General features: G+C 69.6%; 23 protein-coding genes. 5 read left to right on the top strand and 18 right to left on the bottom strand.

All coding sequences use genetic code 11. The features are described from left to right. Positions 1–187: 187 nt before the first annotated feature. Positions 188–1,744: a sigma-70 family RNA polymerase sigma factor gene (locus KVT45_RS18775; protein WP_217548923.1), complete on the top strand. Its 1,557-nt coding sequence runs from the start codon at positions 188–190 to the stop codon at positions 1,742–1,744. Positions 1,745–1,908: 164 nt separating this feature from the next. Here the strand turns inward: KVT45_RS18775 and KVT45_RS18770 are convergent, their stop codons facing one another. The 9 genes from KVT45_RS18770 to KVT45_RS18730 all read right to left on the bottom strand — a co-directional run bounded on the left by KVT45_RS18770 (position 1,909) and on the right by KVT45_RS18730 (position 8,404). Beyond that, a complete protein-coding gene (locus KVT45_RS18770; RefSeq protein WP_217548921.1) occupies positions 1,909–2,370 on the bottom strand; it encodes a TadE/TadG family type IV pilus assembly protein in 462 nt (153 codons plus the stop codon). Next, positions 2,367–2,786: a TadE/TadG family type IV pilus assembly protein gene (locus KVT45_RS18765; RefSeq protein ID WP_089099554.1), complete on the bottom strand. Its 420-nt coding sequence runs from the start codon at positions 2,784–2,786 to the stop codon at positions 2,367–2,369. The genes KVT45_RS18770 and KVT45_RS18765 overlap by 4 nt, the downstream gene beginning before the upstream one ends. Beyond that, on the bottom strand, positions 2,787–3,227 hold the full coding sequence (locus KVT45_RS18760; protein WP_217548919.1) for a TadE family protein: 441 nt from the start codon (positions 3,225–3,227) through the stop codon (positions 2,787–2,789). Between the two features lie 63 nt (positions 3,228–3,290). Then, positions 3,291–3,542, bottom strand: a complete 252-nt coding sequence (locus KVT45_RS18755) for a hypothetical protein (RefSeq protein WP_189266468.1) — start codon at positions 3,540–3,542, stop codon at positions 3,291–3,293. A gap of 59 nt (positions 3,543–3,601) precedes the next feature. After that, positions 3,602–4,522, bottom strand: coding sequence for a type II secretion system F family protein (locus KVT45_RS18750; RefSeq protein ID WP_217548917.1), 921 nt, complete (start codon positions 4,520–4,522; stop codon positions 3,602–3,604). Then, on the bottom strand, positions 4,519–5,508 hold the full coding sequence (locus KVT45_RS18745) for a type II secretion system F family protein (protein WP_254646998.1): 990 nt from the start codon (positions 5,506–5,508) through the stop codon (positions 4,519–4,521). Before KVT45_RS18745 ends, KVT45_RS18750 begins: the two co-directional genes overlap by 4 nt. Positions 5,509–5,514: 6 nt before the next feature. Further along, positions 5,515–6,822, bottom strand: coding sequence for a CpaF family protein (locus tag KVT45_RS18740; RefSeq protein WP_217548915.1), 1,308 nt, complete (start codon positions 6,820–6,822; stop codon positions 5,515–5,517). Beyond that, on the bottom strand, positions 6,819–7,658 hold the full coding sequence (locus KVT45_RS18735) for a hypothetical protein (protein WP_217548913.1): 840 nt from the start codon (positions 7,656–7,658) through the stop codon (positions 6,819–6,821). Before KVT45_RS18735 ends, KVT45_RS18740 begins: the two co-directional genes overlap by 4 nt. A 17-nt stretch (positions 7,659–7,675) precedes the next feature. Further along, complete coding sequence (locus KVT45_RS18730; protein ID WP_217548911.1) at positions 7,676–8,404, bottom strand: hypothetical protein; 729 nt, start codon at positions 8,402–8,404, stop codon at positions 7,676–7,678. 475 nt (positions 8,405–8,879) lie between these two features. Here KVT45_RS18730 and KVT45_RS18725 point away from each other — a divergent pair, with 475 nt between their 5' ends. Beyond that, positions 8,880–9,557, top strand: a complete 678-nt coding sequence (locus KVT45_RS18725) for a hypothetical protein (RefSeq protein WP_217548909.1) — start codon at positions 8,880–8,882, stop codon at positions 9,555–9,557. 13 nt (positions 9,558–9,570) lie between these two features. Here KVT45_RS18725 and KVT45_RS18720 read toward each other — a convergent pair whose 3' ends face one another. From KVT45_RS18720 to KVT45_RS18680, 9 genes are all read right to left on the bottom strand, one after another. Next, on the bottom strand, positions 9,571–10,170 hold the full coding sequence (locus tag KVT45_RS18720; protein ID WP_217548906.1) for a hypothetical protein: 600 nt from the start codon (positions 10,168–10,170) through the stop codon (positions 9,571–9,573). Continuing rightward, on the bottom strand, positions 10,170–10,781 hold the full coding sequence (locus tag KVT45_RS18715; protein WP_217548904.1) for a hypothetical protein: 612 nt from the start codon (positions 10,779–10,781) through the stop codon (positions 10,170–10,172). Before KVT45_RS18715 ends, KVT45_RS18720 begins: the two co-directional genes overlap by 1 nt. After that, a complete protein-coding gene (locus tag KVT45_RS18710) occupies positions 10,778–11,590 on the bottom strand; it encodes a hypothetical protein (protein ID WP_217548902.1) in 813 nt (270 codons plus the stop codon). Before KVT45_RS18710 ends, KVT45_RS18715 begins: the two co-directional genes overlap by 4 nt. 46 nt (positions 11,591–11,636) lie before the next feature. After that, positions 11,637–13,040: a DUF308 domain-containing protein gene (locus KVT45_RS18705; RefSeq protein ID WP_217548900.1), complete on the bottom strand. Its 1,404-nt coding sequence runs from the start codon at positions 13,038–13,040 to the stop codon at positions 11,637–11,639. After that, positions 13,037–13,339 carry a type VII secretion target gene (locus KVT45_RS18700; protein WP_308310819.1) on the bottom strand — a complete coding sequence of 101 codons (303 nt, stop codon included), beginning with the start codon at positions 13,337–13,339 and terminating at the stop codon, positions 13,037–13,039. Before KVT45_RS18700 ends, KVT45_RS18705 begins: the two co-directional genes overlap by 4 nt. A gap of 219 nt (positions 13,340–13,558) precedes the next feature. Then, positions 13,559–13,759 (bottom strand): hypothetical protein, encoded by a 201-nt coding sequence (locus tag KVT45_RS18695; RefSeq protein WP_217548896.1) that lies wholly within the window; start codon positions 13,757–13,759, stop codon positions 13,559–13,561. 79 nt (positions 13,760–13,838) lie between these two features. Beyond that, the gene (locus tag KVT45_RS18690; protein ID WP_217548894.1) at positions 13,839–14,747 is read right to left on the bottom strand and encodes a hypothetical protein; all 909 of its coding nucleotides are present in this window, start codon (positions 14,745–14,747) and stop codon (positions 13,839–13,841) included. Continuing rightward, on the bottom strand, positions 14,744–15,487 hold the full coding sequence (locus tag KVT45_RS18685) for a hypothetical protein (RefSeq protein ID WP_217548892.1): 744 nt from the start codon (positions 15,485–15,487) through the stop codon (positions 14,744–14,746). Before KVT45_RS18685 ends, KVT45_RS18690 begins: the two co-directional genes overlap by 4 nt. Beyond that, complete coding sequence (locus tag KVT45_RS18680) at positions 15,487–16,191, bottom strand: hypothetical protein (protein WP_217548890.1); 705 nt, start codon at positions 16,189–16,191, stop codon at positions 15,487–15,489. Before KVT45_RS18680 ends, KVT45_RS18685 begins: the two co-directional genes overlap by 1 nt. A 485-nt stretch (positions 16,192–16,676) precedes the next feature. On the opposite strand from KVT45_RS18680, the gene KVT45_RS18675 reads away from it, so the two are divergent. The 3 genes from KVT45_RS18675 (at position 16,677) to KVT45_RS18665 (ending at position 19,088) form a co-directional block, all read left to right on the top strand. Continuing rightward, positions 16,677–17,351 (top strand): hypothetical protein, encoded by a 675-nt coding sequence (locus KVT45_RS18675; protein WP_217548888.1) that lies wholly within the window; start codon positions 16,677–16,679, stop codon positions 17,349–17,351. A gap of 231 nt (positions 17,352–17,582) precedes the next feature. Next, positions 17,583–18,263: a hypothetical protein gene (locus KVT45_RS18670; protein ID WP_217548887.1), complete on the top strand. Its 681-nt coding sequence runs from the start codon at positions 17,583–17,585 to the stop codon at positions 18,261–18,263. A 162-nt stretch (positions 18,264–18,425) separates the two neighbouring features. Next, complete coding sequence (locus KVT45_RS18665) at positions 18,426–19,088, top strand: hypothetical protein (RefSeq protein WP_217548885.1); 663 nt, start codon at positions 18,426–18,428, stop codon at positions 19,086–19,088. Positions 19,089–19,110 lie beyond the last annotated feature (22 nt).

The following is a 19,110-nucleotide window of genomic DNA, read 5'->3' as shown; positions in this document are numbered from 1 at the left end:
GGGGGGGTGCGTGGTGGGCCGTCGTACAAGTGAGAGCGCCTGGCGACGGGCTCATTACGCCGAAAACACAAGTGACTTGAGTGACATGTGTCACTTTCCGGTGGGCTTGAAACTTTGCTTGAAAGTTTCGTCATCTACTCTGACAAACCTTCTCCCGCCCCACAGCCGGCAACTGGAGCGTTCCGCCATGCACGACGGTTCCTCTGCAGTGATCAGCGCCACCGCCTATGCCCGGATCTACGAGGAACAGCAGCCGCGCCTCGTCGCGTACGCCCGCTCCCTCACCCGGAACGCCTGGCTCGCCGAAGACCTCGTCGCCGAGGCGCACTTCAGGGTCTGGCGGCGGCTGGCCGAGGGGCACGGGATCGACAACGTGTCGGCGTACCTGACGACGACCGTCCGGCATCTCGCGTACGCCGCGAACGGTGCCGCGCGCGAGACGCCCCGCGACCCGCACGCCGACGAGCAGGCCGAGTCCGGCCACCACGGCGACGACCCCGCCGAGCAGGTCTCCGCCGTCGACCTGCTCGTGCGCGTCCTGGCCCAGTTGCCCGAACGCTGGGTCAAGGCCCTGTGGCTGGCCGAGGCGGAGGGCCAGCCGCTGGCGCAGATCGGTCCGCAGCTGGGCACCAAGGAGGGCGCCACCGCCGTACTGCTGCACCGCGCCCGGGAAGGGATGCGGCAGGCCTTCCTGCGTACCCAGACCGGAGCCCCGGACGACCCCGCCTGCCAGGTCCACTGGAGCCGGATGCCCGCGTACGTGCGGGGCGCCGCGACGGAACGTCAGTCCGACCGCCTGCTGGGCCATGTGGACACCTGCGCGGACTGCCGGACCCGGCTCGCCGCGCTGATGAGCGCCAACGACCGGCTCCCCGCCCTCGTCGGCCCGGCCCTGCTGGTCTTCGCGGTGGGCGGCACGGCCGGCAAGTTCCTGCTGACCCTGACCGCGGCCGGGGCCGCGGCGGGCGGTCACGCGGGCGGGGGCGCGAGCGGGCTGCTGCACGGCGTACGGCAGGCCACCGGTGTCGGCGGTACGAAGGCGCCGCTGGCGGTCGCGGCGGGCGCGATGGCGGCCGGTGCGGCGGCGCTGGTGCTGATACTCGGCCCCGGCCAGTCCCCCTCGGTCCCCGCCCAGCGGACACCGGTCGCCGACGCGCCGGTGACACAGGCACCGGTGGCCGAACAGCCGGTGGTCCCGCAGGACGAGCCCGCCATCCGGCCGACGACGGCACCCGGACAGGGCGAGGGGGAGCCGGTACGGCAGCAGAACGCGGACGACGGCGGTACCGCCGCGGCCGTCGTCTCCCCGTCCGAGCCCGCGACGCAACCGCCGGCGTCGAACGGCAGCGACGGCGGCTCGACGGCGGATCCCGGCGGGAACACCCCAGGGGGCGACGGGAACGGCGACGGGGACGGGAGCGGCACTCCCCCGGTGACCACCGAGCCGACACCGCCCGCCGCGCCCACGGACCCGGAGCCCACTCCCCCGGCACCGCCGACCGAGCCGACGCAGCCGACCGATCCCGCTCCCCCGGCGGACCCGGTGTACCCGACTCCCGTGGACCCCCCGCCCGTCACGGACCCCGCCCCGGCACCGGCCGACCCGGATCCGGTCACGCCGCCCGACGACGACTGCCCACCCCAGCACGGTCACGGCAACGGCAACGGCAACGGCAACGGCAAGGACCGTACCCACGGCCACAGCAGCCGCACCGCCTCCGACGCCTCCGACCCCGAGGCCTGAGCGCTCCGCTGGAAGTGCCGCGATGTGCCGTCTGCCGTCTGCCGTCTGCCGTCTGCGGCGTCGTCGTGGCTGGTCGCGCCCACGCGGCGGTAGCCGCATATCGGATACGGCCCCGCGCCCCTTCGGGGGCGCTGTCGAACCGCAGCAAATATCGACGGACCCGCCTAGCCGACCTCGTTCTCGGCCGTCGCCTGGCCGTGTACCACGATCGCGCCGCCGTAGAACATGCCGGTGAAGACCGGTTCGTACGTCAACTGGACCTCGACCTGGACCTGCTGGGCGTCGGCGGCGACGCAGTGCGTGCCCGCGATGTCGGCGGTGGACATGTCCATCTCGCGGGCGAAGGTCTTCACCCGGGCGTCGCAGTCCTGGAAGTTGATCGGCGCGTCGCCCTGGTTCTCGTACAGCTTGTCCAGGTCGATGTCCTGGGCCGCGTAACGGGCCGCCTGTTCCGCGATGTCGGCGGCCCGTTCGCGCTTGGAGATGGACAGGCCGCCGTCGATGACGAAGGCGGACAGGGTGAGGAAGACCAGGGCGAAGATGATGACCGCACCGGCGCCCGAGCCCCGGTCGTCGAGCCGGAGCCGGCGCGCGGTCCACCAACTGCGCAGCACCGCAAGGCTCATGCCGCCCTCCGGAGCGGGTCGAGGGGCGAGGAGAACGTCGAGGAGAGGGTCGTCGGGATGTCCAGGCCCAGCATCGCCAGACCCCTCACCTCGCAGCTCACCTCGACCGTGAAGATGGTGCCGGACTGGAAGCCGGCGCTGGTCTGTACGACGGAGACCGGCCCCGAGCAGACGTCCGACAGGTCGGCCTCGGCGGCCTTCTGGGCCTCCGACATGGCCGTGGCGTGGTCCTTCTGGATGGACCCGGCGCGGGCCGCGTCCCGCGCGGCGCCGTCGATCGCCCCACGCCCGTCGACGAGTTGGCCGAAGGCGACCAGGACGAGAATGAACAGGATCATGACCGGGGCGAGGATGACGACCTCGACGGTGGACAGCCCCCGGTCGTCGTCCAGAGCTCTCTTCTGCACGGAGGACATCTAGTTCCTGTCCTCCACGAACCGCTCCACCGGTCCCGACGACTGCGCGTGCACCGTCAGGTCCAGGCCCGGGAACACCGTCGGCACGCGGGCCGTGATCTCGACGCCGACCGTGGTCTGTTCCGGCTGGAGCATCTTCACGTCGGGCGACAGGACCAGCTGCGGCCCGAGCTGGCTGATGTAGGAGTCGACCACGTCCTGGGCCTCGCCGCGCCAGGCGCCCGGCTCCGCGTCGGCGGTGGCACGGGCCTTGCGGGCGCCGGCCTGGGCCGCCGCCTGGGCCACGTGGTCGGCGAAGAAGTACAGCGCGAACTGCACCGTCGCGAAGATCATGAAGAACAGGACGGGGGTGAGGAACACGAACTCGATCGCCGTCATGCCCGAGTCACCGCGCGCGGCGGCGGCACGGCGGCGTACCCAGCCGCGCAGGCCACTGCTCACGCCCGCAGACATCCCCGTCACCCCCGTCATCCCGTCATCCCCGTCGTAGTCGCGCTCGTCCGCTCAGCAGGTTCCGCTGGCGTTGGCGCCCTTGATGCAGTCGCCGACCTTCTTGGCGCCGTCGCTCAGCGCGGCGTTGATGATGGCGGCCACCACGCCGACGATCGCCACGACGACCGCGGAGATGATGACCCACTCGACAGCGGAGGCGCCGCGGTCGAGTTCGCCGGAGCGGGCGCGCTGCACCCGGCCCTGGAGGAAGGTGACCAGGAAGTCCACCGCCGGGATCCCGGTGCTGAAGTTCCGTGTGTTCATGATGACTTGTCCTCTCGAAACAGCAGTAGGCGAAGGTTCTCGAATCAGCTCACGTCAGCTCACACCTGGAACACCCGCATCGCCGCCGGGAAGATCAGGAAAACCAGGAAGCCGGCGCACAGCAGCAGCTGGGCGACGAGCATCGACTGGGACTTCTCGCCCGCGCTGCCCTCGATCTCGGCGAGTTCGCGGTGGCGCATGGTCTCGGCGCGGGAGGCGAGGGACTCGCGGACCTTGGCGCCGTCGTCCGCGACCAGGGCGAGGGAGGCGGAGAGGTCCTTGAGCTCCTCCACGCCGAGTTCCTCGCCGAGCGCGCCCAGCGCCTGCCACTGGCTGACGCCGGTGATCCGGGCGTCGGCGAGGGCGTTGCGGATGCGCTGGTTGGCCCAGCCGTCGGAGACCTCGGCGGCCGCCATCAGGGCCTCGGGCAGGCCGCGGCCGCCGGCGAGGCTCATCGACACCAGGTCGAGGTACGCCCCGATGACCCGCCTGAGGTCCCGGCGCTTCTCGGCCGCGTCCCGTCGTACCTCCAGGTCGGGCAGGAAGAAGAACAGGGCCGCGCAGGCCAGGGAGAGCCAGACCGGGATGACCGGGCTGTGCCCGAAGCCCATCGTGTAGACGACGGCGAACAGGAACGGCCCGAAGATCAGGCCGGCCGTCGCGAGCAGCACCTTGGTCGCCAGGAACTTCTCCCAGCTGCGGTCCAGGACGGCGAGGTCGGCGCGGAGCGAGCGCTGTTCCCAGCCCTGCTCCCGGTAGAACTCGGCGACGCGTGCGCCGACTTCGGCGCGCAGGGAGCCCAACCGGCCGGTGTCCTGCGTCGGCCGCGCCGACTCGTAGGCCGCGCCGCGCGCCCGCATCGCGTCGATCCGGGCGACCTGTGCGACCGCGCTGCGCCTGGACGGCATCAGGGCACGGATCAGGGCGTAGACGCCCAGTCCGAGGATCACGCCGACGACGATCGGCATCGTGAGGTTCACCGGCGTACTCCTTCCTCGGTGGGCAGCGACTGCTGACCAGGCGGACCCTGCTGGCCGGGAGCGGTACGGGGCGGTCGTACGAACTGCACGGAGGACTGGTCTCGGACCAGGAACCGTTCCGGGGTCTCGATGGTGGACAGCTTGCGCAGCCACCAGAAGCCGAGCGCGAACAGCCCGCAGACCAGGGCGAGGACGAGCTGGCCGACGGCGGTGCCGTACGGCGAGACGAAGTCGCGGTTGAAGACGGCGAGGCCGAGGACGAACGCGACGGAGACGGCGACGACGATCTGCACCGAGCGCCGCGTGGACGCCCGCTGGGCCATCACGCGCTGGCGCATGTCGACCTCCTCGCGCGCCGACTTGGCCAGGGCGCCCAGCACTTGGCGCAGACCGGGGCCGCGGAGGCGGGCGTTGAGGATGAGTGCCGCCACGATGATGTCGGCGGACGCGTCGTCGATCTCGTCGGCGAGGTGCTGGAGGGCGTCCGGCAGCGGGGTGCGGGCGCGCAGCCGGTCGACGAGGGCGTCCAGGTGCGGCCGCAGGATGGGCGCGGCGGCACGGGCCGAGGCCGGGATGGCCTGCTCCAGACCGACCGCGCCGGCGATCGTGTCGCGCAGCGACTCGGTCCAGGAGGCGAGCGCCTCCACGCGCTTCATCGCGGCCCGCTCCTCGGCGGCGCCGCCGAACAGCTTGTCCCAGAAGAAGACCAGGACGCCGGCGGCGATGCCGGCCACCGCCCAGCGGGTCATCAGCAGCACGGCGAGCCCGATGATGGCGGCAAGGGAGCCGCGCTGGCCGGCGAACCGGATGAGCTCGGCGGCCCGTTCGTTGGCCTTCTGCTTCTCGTGGTCGGGCTTGGCGGGCAGACCGCGGATCGCCAGGATCAGCAGCGCGAGCCCGCCGCCGGCGGCGACTCCGCAGCCGAGCGAGTAGAGGACCTCGGTGGAGAAGAGCCCGCCCATGGAGCCCAGGGAGTCCAGGTTCATGTCACATCACCCCCAGGCCCCGTGCGGCTGGTAGCCGTAGGCCATCAGGTCCTCCAGGCAGGCTATGGGCGCATGCGGTACGACCCGGCCGTCGTGTGCCTCCGCGAACACCTCGCTGGACAGCACCCGGCCGTCGACGCCGTTGACCTCACGGACCGAGGTGACCATGCGCTGGAGGCGGCCGCCGGTCTGGTAGTTGTTGCGCCGCTGGATGAAGACGACGAAGTTCACCGCGCCCGCGATCAGCATCTGGCTGGCCTCGATGGGCAGCCGCTCGGCGGCCTGGAGCGCGTACGTCGAGATGCGGTTGAAGACTTCGCTGGAGCTGTTGGCGTGGATCGTGGAGAGGGATCCGTCGTTGCCCTGCGACATCGCGTTGAGCATGGTGACGATCTCGTCGCCGAGGACCTCACCGACGATGACCCGGGACGGGTTCATACGCAGCGACCGGCGGACGAGTTCGGCCATGGAAATGGTCCCCTGTCCTTCGGAGTTGGGCAGCCGCTCCTCGAACGCCACCACATTGGGGTGCAGGTCCTGGAAGGTGTCGAGCCCGAGCTCCAGCGCGCGCTCGACGGTGATGAGCCGTTCGTGCGGCGGGATCTCGTTGGCGAGGGCACGCAGCAGGGTCGTCTTTCCGGCGTTGGTGGCCCCCGCGATCATGATGTTCTTGCGGGCGCGGACCGCGCAGGCCATGAAGTGCGCGACCTCGGGCGTCACGGTGCCGTTCCCCACCAGGTCGGAGATGAACACCTTGCCCATGCGGGCGCGGCGGATGGACAGCGCGGGCCGCCGGGTGACGTCCATGACGGCGGAGAGCCGGGAGCCGTCGGGAAGGCGGAGGTCGAGCTGCGGATTGGCCGAGTCGAACGGACGTGACGACAGACCCGAGTAGGCGCCGAGCACCTGGATCAGCTCGATGAGCTCCTCGTCCGTCTCCGCGACGGGATCCCCGATGGCCTCCCGTCCGTCGCTGTACCCGACGAAGACCTGGTCGCAGCCGTTGATGTCGATGTTCTCGACGTCCGGGTCGTCGAGCAGCGGCTGCAGCCGCCCGACACCGAACAGCGCGGCGTGCACGGCGGCCGCGTACTGCTCCTCGGTCTCCGCGTCCAGCGGGGTGCGCCCGGCGTTGATGTCCGCGCGGGCGTACTCCTCCAGGATCTGGGCTATGACCGCGCGGGCGTACTGCCGTTCGTCCTCGTTGGACATCGGCGTGACACCGGACGTCTGGTCCTGCCGGCGCTGCTCGGCGATACGGTCGCCGGCGTCCTGCCGGAACCGCTTGACCAACTGGTGGTCGACAGCCGTCATCGGCCGGCCCCCGCGTGGGGCGCCTGCGTCGGTACGGCCCAGGCGGCGCCGTACTGCTGGTGGAGGTCGGCGGTGACCTTGCGGGCCGAGCGGATGAGCAGGGACTTGTCGAGGCGCCCGCGCTTGCGGCCGGCCAGCTGGTCGGCGCCGGTGGGGTCGTCCGCGATGGTGCCGACCACCCGGGCACCGGTCTGGGCGTGTACGAGCATGTCGTTGACCTGGTTGACCAGCTTGCCGGAGCTCGACGGGTCGGCGACCAGGACCACGCCGATCAGCGGGGTGGCGAGGGCGGCGGCACCGCGCGGACCGCCGTGCAGCTTCTGCGCGAGGGCGGCGGCACGGTCCCGGACCCGGGCGAGGGCCTCCGGCTCGGTCCGCGAGACCAGCAGCACGAGCGCCGCGTGCGGGAACAGCTCGACGGCCGGGGTGTCGCCGCTGACCCGGCCGCAGTCGGCGATGACGTCGGCGGGCGCGTTCGGGGAGTCGGCGAGGGAGGCGAAGGCGTGCCCGAGGGTGGGCCACAGCCCGGCGAGCCCGGCGGCCTGCTCGGCGATGCCCAGCCCGACGAGGACCTCGAGCCCCCCGCTCAACGGCTGGACATGGTCCCAGAGTTGATCGGGAACGAGGCCGCGTCGAGCCGTGGCGGCTATGGACAGCATGCCGGTGTTGGGGTTGAGCGGTCCGCCGTGCGCGGCGGCACTGCGGTAGACCAGGTCGCCGCCGGCCGGGTCGGCCTCGGCGAGCAGGACCCGGCGCGGCCAGACCGCGGCCAGCGCGACGGCCGCGGTGGTGACGCCGGGGGAACCCTTGTCGGCGGCGATTGCGATGAGCGCCATGGGGTGGAAGCCGCCTTCTAGTTGCCGGTGCCGGGCACGAGGACGAGGGCGACCTCGCCGCCTGACGCGGCGTCGGCCAGGTCGGCGGCCTTGTCGCTGTCGACGGTGAGCGTGATGGCGTAGCTGGTGCTGCTGACGAGTTCGCCGCTGCTCTTGTCGTCCGGTACGGCGCTGACCCTGGCGTTGCCCGTGATCAGCGAGTCGGTACCGGAGGAGGACGACGACGAACCGCTGGAGGACGAGCCGCCGGAGGAGCCGCTGACGCGGTAGGCGGCGACGGTGTCGCCCACCTCGATACCGCTCGGGTACTGACCCTCCTTCAGGGCCAGGCCGACGGTGGACTTGCCGGCGGGAAGCTTGCTGCCGCTGCCGAACATCTCGCCGACGGCGACGGCACCGGCCGGGATGGTGCTCAGGGCCTTGAGCTTCTTCAGGCTCTCCAGCTGGGACCACCTGACGTAGTGGATGCTGGAGTCGTCGGCGACCATGACGGAGGTCACGTTGCTCCCGTCCACGGACGAGCCGGCCGGGATCTCCTGCGTGATCTTTATGACCTCGATGCGCTTGCCGGCCTGCAGCACGAGCGTCGTCGCCCCCAGCGCACCCAGCAGGATCAGCAGCACCGCGAGCGCGGCCAGCGCGGGCTTGCGCTCACGGGGCGCGCTGGGAAGCCGGTCACCGACCGAAGGCTGAGCCGGACCGGCGGAACGACCGGCGCCCGCCCCCGTACGCTCTTGGATCTTCACGCAACCGCTCCCCGTTACAGCCAAGAAAACTGTCTGCCGAACACTCGAACACTCTGTCAACGCCGTAAAAGCGGACACTCGACACCAACCGCCCGATCCGGCCGAGTACTCGGCGACATGGCGAGAGTCAAGCGATCGCACCGTATCAGCCGCACATAAGCCCCTCAAGGCGCGCCCGGACTCCTTGACCTCACCGAAATCGTCGTTGCGATCTGCAACGGCGTTGCCCTGTGCGGCGGTTGTGATTGGGGGGACACCAGGGGACACCGGGCTGTGCGCCGGCGAATCCAGAACACCCTGTTCGCGGCCGGGCCGCCCCCGACGCCCTCACCGCGCACCCATGAGGCCTGCACGAAGTGCTCACGTCGGCCGGGCGGGCACCGACGGCGGCCCGAGTACGATCACCCGGCCGGACGAAGCGTTCACCGCAGCGAAAGACGGCTGACGACCCCGACGACCGTGAGGATGCCAGACCGTGACCGTGCCTCAGCGGCATTCCTGGCAACCCCCGGCGGGCGAGGAGCTCGTGGCGCGTGCCCTGGTGTCCTTCGCGACCGGCGCGGCGCACCGCGTCCAGGGCCGGCGCTGGTTCCGCGACACCGAACGGCGGGACATACAGGACGAGTTGGCGGGCTGGCCGGCAGGCCCGGCATACCGCCTCAGGTCGAGGATCGGCCCGGTGGTGTGGACGGTGCTGACGGCCGTGTTCCTCCTCGGGGTGTTCGTCCTCGCCGTGCTCTCCGGGGGCAACGTGCCGCCGGGCAGCGGCCCGGGCGGTTCCGGCCCGCTGGGCAAGAGCGAGGATCCGGAGAACGAGGAGACGGACTTCCCGGTGCTGTGGGCGGCCCCCGGCACGATCGCCCGTACCCTCCCCTGGGAACTCGACCCGGCCCGCCGTCCCGACACGGACCTCACCCACCTCGTCCTGACCGACCGCCGCCTGCTGGTCCTCGGCGGACTCCGCGATCCCAGGGAACCCTGGGAGGAAGTCCTCTGGGAGACGGACCTGAGCACGGTGGCCACGGTCGGGCGGCGCCCGTTCAGCGTCGGCGGACGGGACTTCGGGATCACCTTCACGGACGGCTCCTGGTGCCGCCTGACGTCCCTGGAGGGCGAGCCCCTCGTCCGTCACCTGACCGCGGCCCGACCGTAGCGGGAGCGCTCGGCTAGGCCGTGACCCGGACGGTCCGCGCCAGTTCGTCGGTCAGCTCGCACAGGGCGTCGGTGTGGGCCGGCGCCTGCCAGGACGTCAGCAGGACGAGCCCCCACGTCTCGTCGGCCCGGATGCCGTACGCGCACGTCTCCATCACCGTCCCCAGCCCGTCCCGGCCCACGTCCTGGACGTACGCGTGCCGGACCCGCACCGCCGGGCCCGCGGGAAGGGTACGGAGCTCGGCCTCGGGCGGACGGTAGGAGACGGGGGTGGGGGCGGCGAGGTAGCGCTGGAGGAGGTCGACGGTCATGGCCGGGTACGTGTCGTCGGCGACCAGCGCGGACAGCTCGATCCGGGCGAGTTCGCCGAGACGCGGCTCGGGGACGTACGACAGCGCCGTGATCGGACCGCGCTCACGGGAGTCGGCGGCGGCCTCGCGGAGTTCGGCGGCGAGGACGTCGAGCAGCTTCGGGTCGGGGTCGTCCGGGGCGACGTGGCGCGCGGCCGCCTCCGCGGCCCACGCACGCAGGTCGACCCCCGCCACGCGCACCGGCAGGGACACGGCGTCCTCGGGCACCTTCATACGCACCGTGGACGCGGCGAACTCGGGCATCAGGCCATCCATTGCAGAGTGCGGGCAACGGCATCGAAGAGACCGACCAAGGCTTCCGCCAGCGGCTCCATCGGCGTGGAGAAGGAGAGCAGCAGCCGCTGGTCGCTGTTCGGGACGGCGAGGTAGACGTCCAGGTGCGTGACAGCGAGCTTGTTGCCGTCGGGGTCGTCGGCGGCGGGCCGGCGGAGGTAGCGGTGGCGTACGGCGGGGCCGGCGGGGAGGCCGACAAGAGTGACGTCCTCGGCGGTCGCGCGCAGAGCGAGGGAGCGGGCGATGTCCCCCAGGTCGCCGGTCTCGGTACCGGGAGCCGGCCGAAGCAGGGTGACGACCAGGCCGGCGGAGACCGGGACCTGGCCGAGGAGCTGGTTCATGACGTACATCTCGACACCGCCGTTGGCGTGCGCCGCCTCGGCCTGCTCCCGCATCCGGTCGGCAAGCGCGGCTTCGAGCTGCGGACCGGCCTTCGTACGCCGTAGACCGCGCTTGACGACCTTGTCGATACGGTGCGCCCACTTCTCGGGATCGAGCACGATCCGCTCCCAGCCCTCGGGAACGGCGAGGCGGTAGTCGGAGGGGGGTGCCGTGGCCGTACTGGCCGTCCCGCCGTTCATACCGCCGTCCCGATCGCCTGGTCGTACCGCTTGCGCCGCCCCATGGCCACGACCGTCACCGGTGCCAGAACAAGCACCGCGGCGGCGCCCAGGCAGACGTAGCCCTCAAGGACGCCGCCGATCCCGGACTTGGTGCCGAGGGATGGCTTGTAGTGACCGGCCGGGTCGATGACGGCCGTGGTCGTCTGCCCGACTCGGTCGGCACAGTTCTCCTTGTTGTCGATCACCTCGTGGACGGACCCGTCCCGCAGCCGGACCCTGCAGTACGTCTCACGGGTCCCGTGCGTCCATTGATGGGTCGGCGTGGCGATCGTGACCGTCTGCTCCACCCCGCGCAGCTGCAGGTACCAGGCGTTGGCGAAGTACGAGCCGACCAGGACCAGTACGAGATAGGCGGCCGCGGTGACATACCGGGCGACGGGGGCCCCTCGGGAGTCACGGGTCTTGAAGGCCACCCAGATCACCGGCAGCCCGAGCAGCAGGCCGACGAACGCCGCCGCCTTGCCGATGAACAGGCTGGAGAGCAGACAGACGACGACCGATACGGCGGCCACCAGGAGCAGCCGGGCCCACGGCCATACCGGCGTTCCGCCGCCGTAACCGGTCCACCCGGCCCGCGCCGGCCGAGGATTGGCGGTGGCCTCGGAGAACTCGGCGAGGATGGTGCGTACCCGCCGCATGCCGTCCGGGCCGGCCTCGATGCGGCGCAGCTCCGGCAGCCCCAGGCCCACTTCTTCCAGCGACCGCTGCCATTTCTCCGGCAGTTCCGCGAACAGTTCGTCGACGGACCGCTCGTCCTCACTCGCCACGTGATCCTTGCTCTTTCCGCTCTGGGATTCCTGACAGCCGACCGGGTCAGCCGCTGGTGCTCCAGTGCCAGTTGTAGAACGGTGTTCCGCCGGCCCCGATGCCCGGAATCTCCTTCGCCCCCTGGAGGGCGTTCGGCCCGGTGACCCACGGCTCGTCGGAGTGCGTGTGTGCCAGGTTCGACCAGCCGGCCAGGAGCGGCAGCACCTGGCTGCCGTAGTACAAGGCCTTGGCCTGACCCGCCATGCTCTTGAACGAGGAGTCCGCGATCTCCGACAGCTCGGGCGCCGATTCCGCAAAGGCCTTGGCCGCCCGGTGCACTGCGGGGGCATCGCGGATGTCGGTCGCGTACGCCTTGAGGTTGAGCGACTCCTTGACCACCGAGCGCATCCGCGGCAGGAGTTTCGTGGGCCCTTCGGACAGCGCCTTGCCGATCTCTCCGGGCTTGACCCCGTTGAGCGTCTCGGCGAGTTCGCGGGCCGCCGTCGGATTCAGCCCGATCTCCCGGGCCAGCTGGAGGTCCTTGACCGCGGAGGCGCCCCGGGCGGCCATGGCCGCCTCCTTGGCCGTCGTTCCCAGGACCCGTCCGGCGCCGAAGGACAGGACGCCGATGGCGTCGATGGCGACGTCCAGCCAGGTGCCCTTGCCGTCCAGCGCCGAAACGGTGTCGCAGACCAGAGCGACGACCGAGGCGATGAGTGCCAGCGCGCCGAGCACCTCGCCGAGGACCGGCACCCAACTGAGAGCGAGGGCGAGCACGCCCAGAACAGCCGCGGCAACTCCGGCCCAGTGCCCGATGTCGGCGACCCAGTCCTTCCAGTTGTCCCACCAGTGGTGCTTGGGATCCTTCAGACCGTCGTGGTCGATGGCGTCCCGTATCGCCTTGGCGGCGTACCCGGCCTGGGTGTCCCGGTAGTCGAGCGCGGCCCGAAGCTCCCGTTTCGCGGCGTCGAGCTCCCCGTCCGAGGCCTCCTTCTGCCGCTTGAGTTTCTGCTTGTCCGGATGACTGTCGTCACCGGACGGATGCTGATCGATCTGCTTCTGGTAGTTACTGCTGTCGGCATCGGCCGCGGCGGCCTTCTTCAGCGCCGAGCGCACGCGGTTCTGGGCGTGGTTGAGGGCGGTGGCCCAGTTCTCCCGGACGGTGTCAGCGATGGGCTCGTACGGCACGGAGGACCCGAGGGCCGCCCCGGCCGCCGCGTACCGCTGATGCGACTGGCTCAGCAGCTTGACGGTGTCGCCGGTCTTCTTGGTGAACTCCCTCCCCGCATCGGAGTCCCACCCGTTCCCGTCGACGAGGTTGTTCAGGTTGCCGGCCTGCTCCTCGATCAGCCTGGCGGTGTCGGAGATCCGCTTCCCGAGCCGGGCGACCTCGTACGGATCCCCCGGCGTGAACTCCCTGTCGTCGTACCGGGCCGTCTGCCAGTCGACCCCGGAGAAGTCGTCGCTCACTTGTCCCCCGACTGGGCCTTGAGCAACGCGTCGGCGAGATGCTGGTCGACCCCGTCGTAGGCCTTCGCCGCCTCGCCCGCGGTCTTCCCGAGGAACTCCAGCCCGTCGCAGAGCTGTTTGCGCTTCTTCTTCCAGTCGTCCGCGAAGTCGCCGAGGGCATCGGCCACATCACCGGACCCGATCTCGGAGCCGTACGCGTCGACGAGATCCTTTGCATGTTCGAAGTTGGACTTCAACTTGGCGACAGACCGGCTGATCTCCCGCAACTCGGTCGTGGACACCCTGACGTGATCCGCCACTACTACCCCCGTGAACACCTGCCTACCCGGCCGCCCCGCGAGACGCAGGGGACCAGGGTCACTGTGTGTCGAGGGTTTTCGGGGCTACAACCAACGGACCGCAAAGGGTGCTCAAAGGAGCAGGCCACCGCCCGGGCGGACCACACCGCCTCCACCCCGCATCCACGCGCCCCCCACAACCGGCCCGGCCTGCCCACCACCCCACACCACTCTTCATTCTCACGGGGGATCCACTGTGGGGGACGGCAGTTCCGAGAGCGGCGACAAGAGCGCGGGGACCAACGCGGGTGGATCGGCCTCTCCAACGGTCTCGAACTCTGCCCCGGCTGAGAGAAACGCACCGGCCTTCGCCTTCCCGTCGGACATCGAGGCGGTCGTGGAGCGGACTTCGACCGGGAACGCCACGAAGGACACGATCATGAGGGACACGATCACGAGGGACGCGGCAGAGCTGGAAGAAGGCGGACAGGAGGTGTGTGCAGGGATGAGGGCTCCGGGGTCAGTCGAGCGGTACTTCCTCCACCACCTTCTCGGCGAAGCGCCATGACCCTCGATTGCCGGATGCCTCCGCACGAAGACCCAGTTCCCAGGCGATCCGAGCCGCGCGCTGCCGGGTCACGTCGGGGTACTGCTCAGGTGGCACCTTGATATAGCCCCGGCGGTCGGCGGGATATGTACGCAGCGCCTCGCGGAGCTGCTCTTCCTGCTCCTCCGGTGTGGCGCCCGAGCCGCGGGTCCCGACGAGGTTCCGGTTCGCGCCGTGTGCCTCGCCGCCACGGCTCCTCCGCCGGGCCGAATCCGACCCCTGCCAAGCCGTCCACCCAACCGCACCGAGGGCGGCGAGGGCGAAGCCCAGCGACCCCAGTTCCTCACCTGTCGCATCCGCCTGCCCCGGAGTCCTCGGCCGGAGCTCGCCGCGCGGATCCTCGATGACCGTCACCTTCTGGCCGACGGCATAGAGATCGGTCAGAGTTCTCATGGCGGGCCCCGGCACCTTCGTACCGTCCTGCCGCTCCAGCGTGTAGTTGTAGTCACGCGCCTTGCGGCCCTCCGCCGCGTCGCGCCACTTCTTCACCACGGTGGCCGTGACCCGCTCGCCGCGTTGCTGCAGCGTGAGATCGTCACGCGCCATGTCTGCCACGTACACGGACATGACCGAAGTGGCCACGATGAACAACATCGTGTACGTACTCGACGTCTTCGCCCCCAGCTTCCTGATGAGCACAACGAGGATCACGGCGTGGACGATCCACACAGGCACGAGGAGTGCGGGGCCGAAGTCGCCCGCCAGGACGAACAGGCCCACAATGGCCGCGAGCGCGTAGCCCCCGATGACGACCGCGAGAGCGACGGGGTGCCGCACACGCCTCCCGCGAGCCTCGTCATAACCGGTGTCGCCGCCGTTCATGTCTGTCTCTCCGTTCCTTCGGCCCCCGGATTCCGATCGCCTGGTCGGCGCTCGTTCTCCGGCTCGTCCGTCGAAAGCGACCTCATGATGCCGCTGAACATGTCGAGGTACGCCGACCAGTGGCCGGGGTCGGTGTCCTGCGTGGTGAAGACGAAGAGGGCGGACCCCGGCCCGGTCCGCAACGGCACACAGAACTGCACCTGGCGAACCGTGACGGGGACTGGGTCGCCCAGCCCGAAGACGGCCCCGGGAATGAGGATCGCCTGGTCACGTATGCAGAGAGCGGTCATGCCGTACGGCAGCATCACGAGCCCGACCTCGGCATCCGGATACAGGTCGCGCCACTGCACGGCCGTCCGCTTGGCCGAACTCTGTCGGTCCTGGTGCTTCGGACCCGCCGCCGGCCTCTCGACGAGGACGCACAGGGTCGCCTGGGACAACTCCCCGTCGGGCATTCGCACCAGGCAACTCGACACGTGCTCGGCGTCCGCTGCGATCATGGTCTGGAGGACGTATTCACCCGACACGATCAGACTGAGCTTCTGCTCCGCCGTTGCGGTGACGCCGAACATGACATCGGTGGCCTCGGCCATCCGCAGCATGCGCGACTCGGGATCCTCGTCGAGCCGGAACGGGGTGAAGCCCGGCGGAAGTTCGAACCACAGGTCGGGCCCGACCGCGTCATCCGGCAGGCCACCGGTCACCACGCCGGCCGTCGCCGTCTCTTCGTAACCGGTCATCAGTCCGTCAGCTCCCAGGCACCCAGCCCGATGGCGCTGCCGACGGCCACGAGTCCGCCGAACTTGCCACCGCCGGTTCCCATGGTGGCGTTGCCCACCCCGGTACCCCAGGTGGCTGCGTCGTACCGCCCGGGGGTCGTCTGGTAGGCGTTGAAGGCGGTGGGTGCGGTCCAGGCGAGAGTGGCGGCAGCCTGCACCCCCTCCGTGACGGTCAGGGCGGTACCGCGCGAGACGCCGAGCTTCGTGGCGACGGCCATGACCGGCCTGTCGATCACGGCAGAGACGGGATCGGCGGCCTTCATGATGTTCTTGGCCGTGACGCCGGCCGTCTTGAGACCCACGCGGGTGCCGGCGACCAGACCTTCCGCACCTCGCCCCGCCTCGAAACCGGCCGTGATCCCCGACTTGGCGGCGCCGACACCCGGCACCATGCCCAGCGCGTCTCCGCCCAACGTGAGCCAGTTGCCGATGTTTCCGCCCGTCGGCGGCCAGAGTCCGTCGACACCGTAAGACGCCGCATGTGCGAAGAAGGCGAGTGCGCTCAACCCGATGGCCAGCGGAGCCAGCGCCGGGCAGAAGATCGCGATCACGCCGACCACAGAGGCGGCCACCGTGATCCAGTCCGTATGGCTCTTGATCCAGTCTCCGAGGTCGGAAAGGAGCTTGCCGACCTCTCCCGGCAGATCGGCAAGAGCCTTGCCCAACTCTTCGAGTGCATTACCCAGCCTGTCCCAGATACCGGGCAAACACCGCGCAGTCAGCCGACAAGTCACTCATTCCGCCCCGTTACTGCCGTGCTCGGACCATCCGCACGAGCAAAAGACCCTAAGACCGGGAAAGGAGCGCACGACAGGGACGCCGGGCAAGGGAGACGTAAAAACCGCACGCGAGAAGCAGGCAGAAGGCAAAAATCCAGCAGAACACCGAGGCAACCGGGGCAAAGGAGGGAAGAGTTCACGCTTCCCTCCCGACGGTTCCGTTCCACACACAGGCAAGCCCGACCTGCCACACCCGGTTCGCCGCCTTCGCCATCCCACGCACGAGGACACAGCCGGACACAGAGGTGGGTGGTTGACGCACCTTGAGCCGGGCTTTCCCTTATGTCTCACAGGTTCGCGCTGGCGAAACCGTGAACCCCGCCGATAGCGTCTGCATCCTCGACGAACTTCATTCTCACGGGGAGTCCACAGTGAAGCGCCGCAGATTGCCCGTTGTCGTCGCGCCGGCCGCGACCGCAGCCCTGCTACTGACGGCCTGTGGTGGCGGGGACGGCAATTCCAAGAGCAACGAAAAGATCGCGGGTGCTGACACCGATGGCACCAAGACGCCGGCATCGCCGAGCGCATCGGACGCCGCTGCGGGCATCGACCGTCCGGCGATGACGTTCCCCTCGGACTTCGAGATGGCGTTCGACATCACCAAGCCGTCCAATGCCAAAGAGGCAGCGGCTCTGAGTGACGCAGAGAACTTCATCCGGGCCATCAACTACGGCATCATCCGGCAGGACCCGGAGGACACGGCGTACAAGTTCTACTCCACGGCCGGCGACACCGCTCAGGCCTACGCCAAGAAGCAGATCAAGCAGTACGTCGACGGCGGCTGGACCGTCACCGGGGTCCAGCGTTACTCGCAGGGCAAGGTCGATTTGGCATCCGACGGCAAACGAGCGTCCGTCTCCTTCTGTGACGACGACTCGAAGTTCTACGGCAAGGAGGTCAAGTCCAAGAAGATCCTCAAGACCAGTCCCAGCCTCAAGGACTACTACCACTTCGAGATCGTCATGACTGCCTCTCCGGAGGCCCAGGGCCTGTGGACCGCCGAAGACATCGAGGTGCAGACGGAGGCCGCACAGTGCAGGGCATGAAGCGTCACACGATCGGCATTGCCGGTTTGACCACCCCCCTGCGGCATCAAGTACCTGCGGTCGTCAGGTGACGGTGCATACAAGCTCCGGGCCACGGTCACCTGGGAGATCACCTGGACCGGACCCGAAGGCGCGCATGGCGACCTGCCTGACGAGACCTTCGGCAATGGCCAAGACATCGAGGCCCAGGAAACCCAAGCCGTGAACCGCCGAACTGGAAAGCCTCCGGAAATGAGCACGAAGAGCCTGGCCGGGCACATACAGAGCCGTCTCGGTGTCCCGGCCGAGTCCGCCGCCTGGTGCAAGATCGGCAAGATCCCTGCACCCCCGAAGAACGTGCACCGGGCAGCCGGCGACGGACCGCTCAGACCCGCACTCATCAGGCCGCTGGGTGCGCTCGGCATGGTCCTGATTGGGCTTCTCTCCCCGCTGATACTGCTTCTCTACCTTCTCTCGAAGGTTGCGGACGCGGAGGAGTGGCTGAAGGCCTCGGCGTCGGAGCGCGCCACGGCCCGGACCAAGGCGCGCGAGGCCAAGGAGGGCAAAGCCACTGTCCGCGCCCAACGCCTCGACCAGGTCTTCGACGGCGACTGGAACAGGTCTGCCGGCCAATTTCTGCTCCACTGGTACAGCCAGTCGTCGCACCACACCCGCGTCCTGGCCCTGACCCAGGACCGCATCGTCCTCGCCGCCCCGCCCAAGCGCGTATCCGTACGGCAGGAGAGGCGGCTTCAGGTCGTTGCCAGCATTCCGGCAACCGAGGCCGTCGTGGAGGATCCCCTCGACGGGTTGCACAAGAGCGGCCTGTTGCGCATCCGGTTCCGCGACGGCTCCTGGCTCACGGTCCTCACCGAGGAGCTGCGCAGTGAGGTGCACAAGCACCTTATGAGGCAGACCAGGTCGGAGGGCTGAGCACGCGCCCGCAGAAGCACGATCAGGAAACGGACGGGCCACGCAGTATCCGGTTCACACCATATTGCCCACGTTGACAAAGAAGTTCGCGCTGGCGAATCGAGAACCCCGCAGATAGCGTTGGTGTCCTTGCCAAACATCTGTCTCACGGGGGAGTCCACAGTGAAGCGCCGCACCTTGCCCGTTGCCGCCGCGCTCGCCGCGACCGCAGCTCTGCTGCTGACGGCATGCGGAGGCGGGGACGACAGCTCCAAGGGCAACAACGACAAGATCGCGGGGGCCGGCACGGAAGGCTCGGCTTCCCCTTCACCGTCCGCCTCCGCCTCGGCCGACAAGAACGCGCCGAGCTTCGACTTCCCGTCGGACATCAAGGTGACAGTGGATCGAGAGTCGACCGGGGACGCCACGAAGGACGCGATCCTGCGGGACGTGGCCTACTCGACCCAGGCCAATATCGAAGCCTTCGCCAAGGGAGTCGGCCAGACCCCCAACATGAACCGCTACTTTGCGGCAGCCGCCCTCACGTACTGGGCCAAACGCGTCGAGACGGTCAAGAAGGACGGGCTCACCGTCACCGGCGACTACCGGTATTACGACTTCGAAGTCACGGATGTCGTGAACGGCAAGGCCGCGGCGGCCCGTTACTGCGAGGACCAAAGCAAGGCGTTCGGCAAGGAGATCAAATCGGGGAAGGTGCTGCGTACCAAGGCCAGCGACAAGAGCTTCGTCCTCTACACCCTCCAGGCTCAGAAAGACGCGGCCGGCGACTGGCAAGTGACACAGCAGAACTGGAAGAAGGGGGCTGCTTCGTGCGTGCAGGGGTAGGGGCAAGGACTGTTCGTCCCGC

It is taken from the genome of Streptomyces sp. GbtcB6 (assembly GCF_019091475.1).
GTDB classification, from domain to species: domain Bacteria; phylum Actinomycetota; class Actinomycetes; order Streptomycetales; family Streptomycetaceae; genus Streptomyces; species Streptomyces hyaluromycini.
Note: the sequence above shows the minus strand (reverse complement) of the source record. Positions and strands in the feature narration are given on the sequence as shown.

Bases quoted from the DNA above. Each gene is read 5' to 3' on its own strand.
- KVT45_RS18695 (WP_217548896.1), bottom strand. From the start codon at position 13,759: ATGATCGTGTCCTTCGTGGCGTTCCCGGTCGAAGTCCGCTCCACGACC.
- KVT45_RS18775 (WP_217548923.1), top strand. From the start codon at position 188: ATGCACGACGGTTCCTCTGCAGTGATCAGCGCCACCGCCTATGCCCGG.
- KVT45_RS18765 (WP_089099554.1), bottom strand. From the start codon at position 2,786: ATGTCCTCCGTGCAGAAGAGAGCTCTGGACGACGACCGGGGGCTGTCC.
- KVT45_RS18770 (WP_217548921.1), bottom strand. From the start codon at position 2,370: ATGAGCCTTGCGGTGCTGCGCAGTTGGTGGACCGCGCGCCGGCTCCGG.
- KVT45_RS18720 (WP_217548906.1), bottom strand. From the start codon at position 10,170: ATGCCCGAGTTCGCCGCGTCCACGGTGCGTATGAAGGTGCCCGAGGAC.
- KVT45_RS18690 (WP_217548894.1), bottom strand. From the start codon at position 14,747: ATGAACGGCGGCGACACCGGTTATGACGAGGCTCGCGGGAGGCGTGTG.
- KVT45_RS18745 (WP_254646998.1), bottom strand. From the start codon at position 5,508: ATGAACCTGGACTCCCTGGGCTCCATGGGCGGGCTCTTCTCCACCGAG.
- KVT45_RS18755 (WP_189266468.1), bottom strand. From the start codon at position 3,542: ATGAACACACGGAACTTCAGCACCGGGATCCCGGCGGTGGACTTCCTG.
- KVT45_RS18670 (WP_217548887.1), top strand. From the start codon at position 17,583: ATGAGCACGAAGAGCCTGGCCGGGCACATACAGAGCCGTCTCGGTGTC.
- KVT45_RS18685 (WP_217548892.1), bottom strand. From the start codon at position 15,487: ATGACCGGTTACGAAGAGACGGCGACGGCCGGCGTGGTGACCGGTGGC.
- KVT45_RS18735 (WP_217548913.1), bottom strand. From the start codon at position 7,658: ATGGCGCTCATCGCAATCGCCGCCGACAAGGGTTCCCCCGGCGTCACC.
- KVT45_RS18715 (WP_217548904.1), bottom strand. From the start codon at position 10,781: ATGAACGGCGGGACGGCCAGTACGGCCACGGCACCCCCCTCCGACTAC.
- KVT45_RS18740 (WP_217548915.1), bottom strand. From the start codon at position 6,822: ATGACGGCTGTCGACCACCAGTTGGTCAAGCGGTTCCGGCAGGACGCC.